12 protein-coding genes are annotated in these 11,176 nt (G+C 70.1%); 8 read left to right on the forward strand and 4 right to left on the reverse strand.

Going from position 1 to position 11,176, the window contains the following annotated elements; all coding sequences use genetic code 11:
* Positions 1-80 precede the first annotated feature (80 nt).
* Genes AB0G28_RS40730 through mptB form a run of 3 tightly spaced genes read right to left on the reverse strand, consistent with a single transcriptional unit; the run spans position 81 to position 3,427 of the window.
* Positions 81-866, reverse strand: coding sequence for an ABC transporter permease (locus tag AB0G28_RS40730; protein WP_361102558.1), 786 nt, complete (start codon positions 864-866; stop codon positions 81-83).
* Entirely contained in the window at positions 863-1,789 is a 927-nt protein-coding gene (locus tag AB0G28_RS40735; RefSeq protein WP_361102561.1) for an ABC transporter ATP-binding protein, read from the reverse strand. Before AB0G28_RS40735 ends, AB0G28_RS40730 begins: the two co-directional genes overlap by 4 nt.
* Positions 1,790-1,795: 6 nt before the next feature.
* Entirely contained in the window at positions 1,796-3,427 is a 1,632-nt protein-coding gene (gene mptB / locus AB0G28_RS40740; RefSeq protein WP_361102649.1) for a polyprenol phosphomannose-dependent alpha 1,6 mannosyltransferase MptB, read from the reverse strand.
* 121 nt (positions 3,428-3,548) lie between these two features.
* Between mptB and AB0G28_RS40745 the strand changes: the two genes are divergently transcribed.
* From AB0G28_RS40745 to AB0G28_RS40775, 7 genes are read left to right on the forward strand one after another with little or no spacing between them, the layout of a single operon-like run.
* Positions 3,549-4,367: a metalloregulator ArsR/SmtB family transcription factor gene (locus AB0G28_RS40745; protein WP_361102564.1), complete on the forward strand. Its 819-nt coding sequence runs from the start codon at positions 3,549-3,551 to the stop codon at positions 4,365-4,367.
* A complete protein-coding gene (gene sufB, locus AB0G28_RS40750) occupies positions 4,364-5,812 on the forward strand; it encodes a Fe-S cluster assembly protein SufB (RefSeq protein ID WP_361102567.1) in 1,449 nt (482 codons plus the stop codon). The genes AB0G28_RS40745 and sufB overlap by 4 nt, the downstream gene beginning before the upstream one ends.
* Before the next feature lie 2 nt (positions 5,813-5,814).
* Positions 5,815-6,987 carry a Fe-S cluster assembly protein SufD gene (gene sufD, locus AB0G28_RS40755; protein WP_361102569.1) on the forward strand — a complete coding sequence of 391 codons (1,173 nt, stop codon included), beginning with the start codon at positions 5,815-5,817 and terminating at the stop codon, positions 6,985-6,987.
* A gap of 32 nt (positions 6,988-7,019) precedes the next feature.
* On the forward strand, positions 7,020-7,790 hold the full coding sequence (gene sufC, locus AB0G28_RS40760) for a Fe-S cluster assembly ATPase SufC (protein WP_361102571.1): 771 nt from the start codon (positions 7,020-7,022) through the stop codon (positions 7,788-7,790).
* A gap of 43 nt (positions 7,791-7,833) precedes the next feature.
* Positions 7,834-9,123: a cysteine desulfurase gene (locus tag AB0G28_RS40765; RefSeq protein ID WP_361102573.1), complete on the forward strand. Its 1,290-nt coding sequence runs from the start codon at positions 7,834-7,836 to the stop codon at positions 9,121-9,123.
* Positions 9,120-9,569 (forward strand): Fe-S cluster assembly sulfur transfer protein SufU, encoded by a 450-nt coding sequence (gene sufU, locus AB0G28_RS40770; protein ID WP_361102575.1) that lies wholly within the window; start codon positions 9,120-9,122, stop codon positions 9,567-9,569. Before AB0G28_RS40765 ends, sufU begins: the two co-directional genes overlap by 4 nt.
* On the forward strand, positions 9,566-9,967 hold the full coding sequence (locus tag AB0G28_RS40775; protein WP_361102577.1) for a metal-sulfur cluster assembly factor: 402 nt from the start codon (positions 9,566-9,568) through the stop codon (positions 9,965-9,967). Before sufU ends, AB0G28_RS40775 begins: the two co-directional genes overlap by 4 nt.
* Positions 9,968-10,022: 55 nt before the next feature.
* Here the strand turns inward: AB0G28_RS40775 and AB0G28_RS40780 are convergent, their stop codons facing one another.
* Positions 10,023-10,757 carry a DUF4184 family protein gene (locus AB0G28_RS40780; protein WP_361102579.1) on the reverse strand — a complete coding sequence of 245 codons (735 nt, stop codon included), beginning with the start codon at positions 10,755-10,757 and terminating at the stop codon, positions 10,023-10,025.
* A gap of 17 nt (positions 10,758-10,774) precedes the next feature.
* Here AB0G28_RS40780 and AB0G28_RS40785 point away from each other — a divergent pair, with 17 nt between their 5' ends.
* The gene (locus AB0G28_RS40785; RefSeq protein ID WP_361102581.1) at positions 10,775-11,107 is read left to right on the forward strand and encodes a YnfA family protein; all 333 of its coding nucleotides are present in this window, start codon (positions 10,775-10,777) and stop codon (positions 11,105-11,107) included.
* Positions 11,108-11,176 lie beyond the last annotated feature (69 nt).

An 11,176-nucleotide genomic window follows, 5' to 3' on the forward strand; every position in this document is an offset into this window, starting at 1 on the left:
GGTGCGTTGGACGCACCGAACGCCACATTGGGTGCGTTGAACGCAACCAACGCCACATTGGGGCGCTTGAGAGGGCGCTCTCAGGTGAGCTTCGTCGTCCGCGAAGCCACGACTCCCGCCACAACTGCCCAAACCGCGAGCACCGCGAGAGACCCCGGCGCGAACGAACCGTCCACCAGCGCCGTCCGCATCCCCTCGGCCAAAGCGCCCGACGGCAGCAGCTCGACCACGACAGCCAGCCCCGAAGGCAGCGAAGACGGCGCCAGCAGGATCCCGCCCGCCAGGAGCAGCACGAACCACACGATGTTCGCCAGCGCCAGCACGGCCTCGGCCCGCAAAGCCCCGCCGAGCAGCACGCCCAGAGCCCCGAACGCCAACGTCCCCAGCACCAGCAGCAGAACCGCCGACAAAAGACCCGGCAGAGAAGGCGACCAGCCCAGGAACGCCGCCACCACGCCGATGATCACCGACTGGAGGGCGACGACCAGCAGCGCCGCGGCAAGACGTCCGGCCACCAGCAGCCACCGCGGCAACGCCGTCGCCGAGAGGCGCTTCAGCACTCCGTAACGCCGGTCGAAGCCCAGGGCGATCGCCTGGCCCGTGAACGCCGACGACATCACCGCCAGCGCCAGGATCCGTGGCGTGATCCAGTCCACTTTGGACGTCGAACCCAGCGACGACGCCGGCAGGATGTTCAGCAGCGACAACCCGATCAGCAGCGCCAGCGGGATCAGCAGCGTCAGCAGGACCTGCTCGCCGTGGCGCAGCGTCAGGCTCGCCTCGACCCGCGCGTGCGTGCGCAGCATCCGGCCCAGCGATCCCCGCCCGGGCGCCGGGGTGAAGACCCCCGGCTCGAAAACGGTCATGCCCGCAGCTCCCGTCCGGTCAGCTCGAGGAAGACCTCTTCGAGCGTCCGCCTGCCGACCTGCAGCTCCTCCGGGAGCACGCCCTGCTGGGCGCACCACGCCGTCACCGTCGACACCACCTGCGGGTCCACCGAGCCGGCCACCACGTACGTCCCGGGTGCCGACTCGTGCACCGCGTAGCCCTCTGGGAGCGCCGCCGTCAGCAGGGCCGTGTCGAGCCGGGTGCGGGCCTTGAACCGCAGGCCCGCTGTGCCGCTCTCGTCCACCGTCAACGACTGGGGCGCGCCCGAGACGACCACCTTGCCGTGGTCCACGATCACCACCGTGTCCGCCAGCGCCTCGGCCTCCTCCATCAGGTGCGTCGTCAGCAGCACCGAGACGCCGTCGCGGCGCAACGCTCCCAGCAGGTCCCACACCAGGCGGCGGGCCTGGGGGTCCATGCCCGCCGTCGGCTCGTCGAGGAACACCAGCTCCGGCCGTCCGACCAGGGCGCACGCCAGCGAAAGCCGCTGCTGCTGGCCCCCGGAGAGACGCTTGAACGGCGTCCGGCGCACCGAGGCCAGGCCGAGGACGTCCAGGAGCCAGGCCGGGTCCAGCGGCGACGCCGCGCACGAGGCCACCAGCCGGAGCATCTCGTCGGCCCGCACGCCCGGGTACGCGCCGCCGCCCTGGGGCATGATCCCGACGCGGGGGCGCAGCTCGGCCGACTCGCGGACCGGGTCGAGGCCGAGCACGCGCACCGTGCCGGCGTCAGGCCGCAGGAAGCCTTCGCAGACCTCGACGGTCGTGGTCTTGCCGGCCCCGTTCGGGCCGAGCAGGGCCAGCAGGCTGCCGCGCTCCATGCGCAGGTCGAGACTGTCGACCGCGCGGGTGGAGCCGTAGCTTTTGACCAGCCCGCTGATCTCGACGGCCATGACACTCACATCGGGTCACGATACGGCGTCGGCGGCCGCGGGTACCGGCGGGGACGCCCGGGTGAGCAACACCGGCGCCAGCCGCCGCACGACCAGCATCCCCGCGCCGCACACGACGATCGCCGCGCCGTAGGCGAACGGCAGCACGTACGGGCGGCCGTCGAACGTGCTGCCCGTCGGCGGGAGCAGGAACGGCAGGGCGGCCGACAGCACCGCCGCCGCCACCCGGAACCGGGACGTCCCGGCCGCGGCGGCCAGCGGGATCACCGCCCACAGCACGTACCAGGGCTGCAGGTTGATCTGCAGGATCATCACCGCGCCCAGGGAGACGCCGAGGCCGATGATCGGCCGGTAGCGCCACTTGAAGCTGTCCCACAGGAACTTGAACGTGATCGCGACCGCGACGAGGTAGCCGAGCACGCCGAGGATCGGCACCAGCCCGTCGGTGTGGTTGCCGAGCCCGAGCGCGATGCCGAGGACGCCGGAGAGGTTGGCCAGCTCGGCGGTGGGGGAGATCCAGGAGCGGACCAGGCCGGGGGTGTTGAACGTCGCCCCGAACCAGCCGAAGCCCAGCCCGGTGCCGAAGCAGACGGCGACCAGGACCACGCCGAACCACAGCGCCATCGGCGCGCCGGTCAGGAAGAGGTCCTTGAGCCGGCCGTGCCAGCGCCGGGCCACCATCACCGCGAAGAACGGCAGCGCGAACACCGCGGGCATCTTCACCGCGACGCCCAGGGTGATGATCGCGACGCCGATCGCGATGTACAGCAGCTCGCCGCGGGCCAGAGGCGGGGGTGTGTCGCCCTTCACCCGGATCGGCATCCGGGAGAGGCCGACCTCCAGCCCGGCCAGCATCAGGCCGATCGCGAGCGCGTCGTTGTGGGCGCCGGCGACGAAGTGGAAGATCAGCAGCGGGTTGGCGGCGCCGAGCCACAGCGCCGTCGCGGGCTGGACGCCGAAGCGGCGGGCCAGCCGGGGCAGCGCCCAGACGATCAGGACCACGCCGACCAGGGCGAGCGCGCGCTGCAGCAGCACGCCCATGGCGATGCTGTTGCCCGACAGCGGCGCGAGCCAGCCGCCGAGGCGCAGCACCACGGGCCCGTACGGGGCCGGCGTCTCGCGCCACATGTTCGACACGCCCGCGGTGAACTTGTCCGCGACGCCGAGGGCCTGCGCCGGCCCGAGGGTGTAGGGGTCCATCCCGCGGTGCACGATCTCGCTCTGCGCGAGGTAGCTGTAGACGTCGCGGGAGAACAGGGGCGGGATCACCAGCAGCGGCAGCACCCACAGGGCGATCGTGCGGGCGAGCTGGCCCTGCGACGCGAGCCGGGTGCGGCTCGGCTGGGCGAACCGGCCGAGCATCAGCCAGCTCAGCACCAGGATGCCCATCCCCGAGATGGCGATGGCCAGCGACACCGTCGGGATCCGGGCGAACAGCCGCAGCACCGGGATCTCCTGGACTGGGTTGATCACCGGGGCGGCGCCGGCGCCGAGCGAGCCGACCGCCAGGAAGAGCGAGCCGACCGTGCCGAAGCGGCGGACGACGTTGAGCCCGCGCTGCTCGTCGGCCTCCAGGGGGAGCGGGTCGCGGGGCCGGAGGGGGGACAGCGTCACCGCGCGGGCACGCTCGGTGGTGAGCTGTGCCACTTGCTGTTCCTGTTCGCCCACGGCCACGTCTGCAGGGTATCGGTGCCGCCCCGGCGTGAGTCGGGTCACTGCCGGACACCCCGCCTTTGCCGACCACGGGGAAATAAGACACACTTGTGTTGTGAAAAAGACGGAGGCGGGTGACCCGGCGTGCGGCGACGAGCCGCGTGCCCCGCATCCGCACGTCCCGTCGCAGGTCAGCGCCGAGGGCAAGACCCGGCACGAGGTCGCCCGGCTCCTGCTGGAACAGGGTCCCATGACCGCCGTCGTGGTCGCCGAGCAGCTCGGGATCAGCCCCACCGCCGTCCGCCGGCACCTGGACGCGCTTCTCGCGGACGGCGAAGCCGAGACGCGGGACGCCCCGCGCCGCGGACCCCGGGGCCGGGGCCGTCCGGCGAAGCTCTTCCTGCTGACCGAGCCCGGCCGCGCCCGCTTCGGGCACGCCTACGACGACCTGGCCGTCTCCGCCATCCGCTTCCTCGCCGAGCACGCCGGCGAAGACGTCGTCCGCGCCTTCGCCGAGCAGCGCATCGAGAAGCTGGTCGGCCCGCACCGCGCGGCGATCACCTCCCCGGGTGATCCGGCGGCGCGCGCGGAGGCCCTCGCGACCGCGCTGAGCAGGGAAGGCTACGCTGCGTCGACCCGCCAGGTCGGCGCTCCGGCTCCTGGCCAGAACGTCGGGGCCCAGCTTTGCCAGCACCACTGTCCGGTCGCCCACGTCGCCGCGGAGTTCCCGCAGCTGTGCGAGGCCGAGACGGAGGCGTTCGCGCAGCTGCTGGGCACCCACGTCCAGCGGCTGGCGACCATCGCACGCGGGGACTCCGCGTGCACCACCCACGTACCCGTCACGGCGGGTCAGCCGGCCCATCCCGAGCCGGCCAGAACGGTGTCCCCCGAGGGGCACACAGCACGGATCCCGAATGGAGGGAAACCCGCATGACTGCCGCTGCCGAGCAGCGCACTCCCACCACCGCGCCACTGAGCCAGGAAGAGACCATCGAGTCCCTTGGCAAGTACGCGTTCGGCTGGGCGGACTCCGACGAGGCGGGCGCCAGCGCCCGTCGCGGGCTGAACGAGGACGTCGTCACCGACATCTCCTCGAAGAAGTCCGAGCCGGAGTGGATGCGCGAAGCGCGACTGAAGGCGCTCAAGCTCTTCGAGAAGAAGCCCATGCCCAACTGGGGGGCCGACCTCTCCGGGATCGACTTCGACAACATCAAGTACTTCGTGCGGTCCACGGAGAAGCAGGCCACCTCCTGGGAGGAACTGCCCGAGGACATCAAGAACACGTACGACAAGCTGGGCATCCCCGAGGCGGAGAAGCAGCGCCTCGTCGCCGGTGTCGCCGCGCAGTACGAGTCCGAGGTCGTCTACCACCAGATCCGCGAGGACCTGGAGGAGCAGGGCGTGATCTTCCTGGACACCGACTCGGGCCTGCGCGAGCACCCCGAGCTGTTCCAGGAGTACTTCGGCTCGGTCATCCCGGCCGGGGACAACAAGTTCTCCGCGCTGAACACGGCGGTGTGGTCCGGCGGCTCGTTCATCTACGTGCCGAAGGGCGTGCACGTCGAGATCCCGCTGCAGGCCTACTTCCGGATCAACACCGAGAACATGGGCCAGTTCGAGCGCACCCTGATCATCGTCGACGAAGGTGCGTACGTGCACTACGTCGAGGGTTGCACGGCGCCGATCTACCAGTCCGACTCGCTGCACTCGGCGGTCGTGGAGATCATCGTCAAGAAGGGCGCCCGCTGCCGCTACACGACCATCCAGAACTGGTCGAACAACGTCTACAACCTGGTCACCAAGCGCGCCAAGTGCGAAGAGGGCGCGACCATGGAATGGATCGACGGCAACATCGGTTCCAAGGTGACGATGAAGTACCCGTCGGTGTTCCTCATGGGCGAGCACGCCAAGGGCGAGGTCCTGTCGGTCGCGTTCGCGGGCGAGGGCCAGCACCAGGACGCGGGCGCCAAGATGGAGCACCTCGCGCCGTACACGTCCTCGACGATCGTGTCGAAGTCGGTGGCGCGCGGCGGCGGCCGGACGTCCTACCGCGGCCTGGTCCGCGTGGCGAAGCGGGCGCACCACTCGCGCTCCAGCGTCGTCTGCGACGCGCTGCTGGTGGACACGATCTCGCGCTCGGACACGTACCCGTACGTGGACATCCGCAACGACGAGGTGTCCATGGGGCACGAGGCCACGGTGTCCAAGGTCAGCGAGGACCAGCTGTTCTACCTGATGTCGCGCGGTCTCGACGAGGCCGAGGCGATGGCGATGATCGTGCGCGGCTTCGTCGAGCCGATCGCCCGTGAGCTGCCGATGGAGTACGCGCTCGAGCTGAACCGCCTGATCGAGCTCCAGATGGAAGGGTCCGTCGGCTAGTCATGTCGGTCACTGAGAACAACGTTTCCGAAGCCCTTCGCGAGGGCGCGGTCATCCCGGCCGCGTCCCGCGCGGAGCGGTTCACTTCTTACGACGTCGAGGCCTTCGAGGTCCCGGGCGGTCGTGAGGAGAACTGGCGCTTCACGCCGATGAAGCGCCTTCGCGGGCTGCACGACGGCAGCGCGGTCGCCACCGGCGAGATCACGCTCGACGCCGAGGCCGCGCCCGAACTGAAGATCGAGTCGGTCGGCCGCGACGACTCGCGCCTCGGCGAGGCCGGCGTCCCGAGCGACCGGATCGCCGCGCAGGCGTACTCGTCCTTCCAGAAGGCCACCGTCGTGACGGTGCCGAAGGAGACGAAGGCGTCGAAGCCGTCCGTGCTGCGGATCCACGGCCCGGGCGAGGGCCAGGTCGCCTACGGGCACCTGCAGGTCCGCGCCGAGGCGTTCGCCGAAGCCGTGATCGTGCTCGACCACGTCGGCTCCGGCACCTACGCCGACAACGTCGAGTTCGTCATCGGCGACGGCGCCAAGGTCACCGTGGTCAGCGTCCAGGACTGGGCCGACGACGCCGTGCACGTCTCCGAGCAGCACCTGAAGCTGGGCCGCGACGCTTCGCTGCGGCACACCGTGATCACCCTGGGCGGTGACCTGGTCCGCGTCTCGCCGACGGCGACCTTCGCCGACAAGGGCGGCGACGTCGAGATGCTCGGCGTCTACTTCGCGGACAAGGGGCAGCACCAGGAGCACCGCCTCTTCGTCGACCACGCGGTCCCGAACTGCAAGTCGCGCGTGATGTACAAGGGCGCGCTGCAGGGCGACGACGCGCACTCGGTCTGGATCGGCGACGTCCTGATCCGCGCCGCGGCCGAGGCCACCGACACCTACGAGCTCAACCGCAACCTGGTACTCACGCCCGGGGCGCGCGCGGACTCGGTGCCGAACCTCGAGATCGAGACCGGCGAGATCGAGGGCGCCGGCCACGCGAGCGCGACGGGAAGGTTCGACGACGAGCAGTTGTTCTACCTGCAGTCGCGCGGGATCGCCGAAGAAGCCGCCCGCCGGCTGGTCGTGCGCGGGTTCTTCCACGAGATCCTGGTGAAGATCGACGTCCCCGAGGTGCGCGAGCGCCTCGAAGCGGCGATCGAAGCCGAACTCGAAGCCGTTGGCGCCTGACGCCGTCCACCACAGACTCTAGGAAACGAAGAATGGCTACCCTGGAAATCAAGGACCTCCACGCCTCGGTCACGACCGACGAGGGCGCCAAGGAGATCCTCAAGGGCGTCAACCTGACGATCAAGTCGGGGGAGACGCACGCGATCATGGGCCCCAACGGCTCGGGCAAGTCCACGCTGTCCTACGCCATCGCCGGCCACCCCAAGTACGAGGTGACCTCGGGTGAGGTGCTGCTCGACGGCGAGAACGTCCTCGAGATGAGCGTCGACGAGCGCGCCCGCGCCGGCCTCTTCCTGGCCATGCAGTACCCGGTCGAGGTGCCCGGCGTGTCGATGTCCAACTTCCTCCGCACCGCGGCCACCGCGGTCCGTGGCGAGGCCCCCAAGCTGCGCCACTGGGTCAAGGAGGTCAAGGAGGAGATGGGCAAGCTCGAGATCTCGCAGGAGTTCGCCGAGCGCTCGGTCAACGAAGGCTTCTCCGGCGGCGAGAAGAAGCGCCACGAGATCCTGCAGCTGGCGCTGCTCAAGCCGAAGTTCGCCATCCTCGACGAGACCGACTCCGGTCTGGACGTCGACGCCCTGCGCGTCGTCTCCGAGGGCGTGAACGCGTACAAGGCTTCGAGCGAGGTCGGCGTCATGCTGATCACGCACTACACCCGGATCCTGCGGCACATCACGCCGGACTTCGTGCACGTCTTCGCCGGCGGCAAGATCGTCGAGTCGGGCGGCAAGGAGCTCGCCGACGAGCTGGAGGAGAACGGCTACGTCAAGTACGTGGGCAAGCCCGAGCCCGCCGCGCTCTGACGTTTCCCAGTACGACACCGAGAACGAGAGAGGAGTCGGCCCGATGACCACCACCTCGGCCAGCTCTCTGCCACTCGACGTGGCGGCCCTGAGGGCCGACTTCCCCATCCTGTCGCGCACGGTTCGCGACGGGAAACCCTTGGTGTACCTGGACTCCGGGGCGACGTCGCAACGCCCGACGGCCGTGCTCGACGCCGAACGGCACTACGTCGTGACATCGAACGCGGCCGTCCACCGCGGCGCGCACCAGCTGTCCGAAGAGGCGACGGACGCGTACGAGTCCGCCCGGGCGAAGATCGCCGAGTTCGTCGGCGCCGACGCCGAGGAGCTGGTGTTCACCAAGAACGCCACCGAAGGCATCAACCTCGTCGCGTACTCGTTCGGCAACGCGGCCACGGCCGGCCCGGAAGCCGCGCGGTTCGTCGTCGGGCCGGGTGACGAGATCGTCGTCACCGAGATGGAGCACCACGCGAACCTCGTGCCGTGGCAGCAGCTGTGCCAGCGCACCGGGGCGACGCTCAAGTGGTTCAAGGTGACGCCGGAAGGCCGCCTCGATCTGTCCGATGTGGACGAGCTGATCACGCCGCGCACCAAGGTGGTGGCGTTCGCGCACCAGTCCAACGTGCTCGGCACGGTCAACCCCGTCTCGCTGCTCGTCGAGAAGGCCAAGGCGGTCGGCGCGTTCACCGTGCTCGACGCCTGCCAGTCGGTGCCGCACTTCCCCGTGAACTTCCACGAGCTGGGCGTCGACTTCGCCGCTTTCTCGGGGCACAAGATGCTCGGCCCGTCCGGCATCGGCGTCCTCTACGGGCGCACCGAGCTGCTCGAAGCGATGCCGCCGTTCCTGACCGGCGGCTCGATGATCGAGATGGTCAAGATGGAGGGCTCGACCTTCGCGCCGCCGCCGCAGCGGTTCGAGGCCGGCGTCCCGATGACGTCGCAGGCCATCGGCCTCGGCGCGGCCGTCGACTACCTCTCGGCCATCGGAATGGACCGGATCGCGGCGCACGAGCACGAGCTCGCCGCGGCGGCCATCGAGGGCATCGGCGCCATCCCGGGCGTCCGGATCATCGGCCCGACCGACCTGAAGGACCGCGGCGCGACCGTGTCGTTCGTGATCGACGGCGTGCACCCGCACGACGCCGGCCAGGTTCTCGACAGCCTCGGCATCGCCGTCCGCGTCGGCCACCACTGCGCGTGGCCGCTGCACCGGGCCTGCCACGCGCAGGCGACCGTGCGCGCGTCGTTCTACCTGTACAACGATCTGTCCGAAGTGGACGCCCTGGTGGCGGGCGTGCGCGAGGCGCAGAAGTTCTTCGGGGTGGCCCGGTGAACCTCGAAAGCATGTACCAGGAGATCATCCTGGACCACTACAAGAACCCGCACGGGCGCGGCCTGCGCGACCCGTTCGACGCCGAGTCGTTCCAGGTCAACCCGACCTGCGGCGACGAGGTGACGCTGCGGGTCAAGGTCGACGACGGCAAGGTCGCCGACGTCTCCTACGAGGGCCAGGGCTGCTCGATCAGCCAGGCCTCGACGTCGGTCTTGACGGATCTCGTCGTCGGCCACACGCTTGAGGAGGCGTTCACCACCATGGACGCCTTCGTGGAACTGATGCAGGGCAAGGGAAAGGTCGAGCCGGACGAGGACGTGCTGGAGGACGGGGTCGCCTTCGCGGGCGTCGCCAAGTATCCCGCCCGCGTGAAGTGCGCCCTCCTCGGCTGGATGGCTTTCAAGGACGCCGTCGCCCGGACGACCAGTGGAGCTGAGAAGGCATGACCGAAGAAACCGCCACTGCCGCTCGTGAAGGTCGGACCGCCGCCGACCTCGACGCGGAGGCCACCGCCAAGCAGGACCTCGACCTCGCCAAGATCGAGGACGTCGAAGAGGCGATGCGTGACGTCGTCGACCCCGAGCTCGGCATCAACGTCGTCGACCTCGGCCTGGTCTACGACATCCGCGTCGAGCCGGACAACACGGCCACTTTGGACATGACGCTGACGTCCGCGGCCTGCCCGCTGACCGACGTCATCGAGGACCAGACGTCGGCCGCGCTGACCAGCGGCGGCCTGGTCAAGGACTTCCGGATCAACTGGGTCTGGATGCCGCCGTGGGGCCCGGAGAAGATCACCGAGGACGGCCGCGAGCAGCTGCGCGCCCTGGGCTTCACCGTCTGACAGCGTTGGTCCGTGAAGGCCTCCTTACCGGCTCTTATGGCCGGTAAGGAGGCCTTCACGGCTTTTCGGCGGCGTGCCAGGCCAGCGCGTAGAGGCCGAGTGCGACGGCGAAGCCGCTGCAGGCGCCGGTCGCCAGGAGGTAGGTCGCGTTGCCGACCACGCCCGCGGGGGACATCGGGACGTGGTCCGCCAGGAATGGCAGCACCTCGATCAGGACGCCCGCCAGCGCGCCGGCGAGGAGCGCCGCGACCACGGTCTTCCCGTGACGGACGCCCGGCGGCGCCGGGGCGGTGGGCGCCGTGCGGTACCAGCGCCACAGCCACCAGGCGAGCACCGCGGCTCCGGCGAGGGTGCTGATCAGCTGGATCAGCCGTCCGACGTCGACACCCGTGACGATCGGGATCCGCAGGAACGCCGGACCGTCGCTTTCGTGGGTGAAGGCGTCCCAGCCGACGTGCGAGGCCGCGCCGATGACCAGTGACAGCGCGATCCACCCCGGCCGCCTCCAGGAGAAGTGCCGGGGGAGCCGTGCGGCCAGCGGTGCGGGCGCCAGGGCCAGGAGCGGTCGCTTGAGCAGTACGTGGAAGACGGCGAGCAGGGCCAGCGCGATCAGCGGGTCCAGCCAGAGGACCGCCGTGAACTCGTGGGTCTGCGAGAGGTTCAGCCCTTCCGGCGCGGGCACGAACCAGAAGACGTCCGGCGCGACCGAACCGGCGACGAGCGCCGAGGGAACCAGCGGGCGTCTCGCCAGCGGGAGCACGGCGGCCGGATGACTCAGCGTGAACGGCACCGGCCTAGTATCCCGGAGTGGTCCTGCGCTCGATCCTGCTGTTCCTGGCCGCGGCCGTCCTCGAGATCGGCGGGGCCTGGCTCGTCTGGCAAGGGATGCGCGAAAACCGCGGCCTGCTCTGGATCGGCGGAGGCGTCATCGCGCTCGGGCTGTACGGCTTCGTCGCGACGCTCCAGCCGGACGCACACTTCGGCCGCATCCTCGCCGCGTATGGCGGGGTGTTCGTCGCGGGGTCGCTGACGTGGGGCATGGTCGCGGACGGGTACCGGCCGGATCGCTACGACGTCATCGGCGCGCTCCTCTGCCTGGCGGGGGTCGCGGTGATCATGTACATGCCCCGGACGGGGTAGTGACAAGGACATCAGCCGCTCCAGAACTGCCATCGCCGCGGCCCTTCGAGCGCGCTTGCGGGACCACAC

Origin of the sequence: Amycolatopsis sp. NPDC021455 (genome assembly GCF_040640995.1) — a bacterium.
In the GTDB taxonomy this organism is placed as follows: Bacteria; Actinomycetota; Actinomycetes; order Mycobacteriales; family Pseudonocardiaceae; genus Amycolatopsis.

Excerpts from the sequence above, each read along its gene's own strand:
- AB0G28_RS40765 (WP_361102573.1), top strand. The coding sequence starts at position 7,834 with ATGACCACCACCTCGGCCAGCTCTCTGCCACTCGACGTGGCGGCCCTG.
- AB0G28_RS40730 (WP_361102558.1), bottom strand. The coding sequence starts at position 866 with ATGACCGTTTTCGAGCCGGGGGTCTTCACCCCGGCGCCCGGGCGGGGA.
- sufB (WP_361102567.1), top strand. The coding sequence starts at position 4,364 with ATGACTGCCGCTGCCGAGCAGCGCACTCCCACCACCGCGCCACTGAGC.
- AB0G28_RS40775 (WP_361102577.1), top strand. The coding sequence starts at position 9,566 with ATGACCGAAGAAACCGCCACTGCCGCTCGTGAAGGTCGGACCGCCGCC.
- sufC (WP_361102571.1), top strand. The coding sequence starts at position 7,020 with ATGGCTACCCTGGAAATCAAGGACCTCCACGCCTCGGTCACGACCGAC.
- sufD (WP_361102569.1), top strand. The coding sequence starts at position 5,815 with ATGTCGGTCACTGAGAACAACGTTTCCGAAGCCCTTCGCGAGGGCGCG.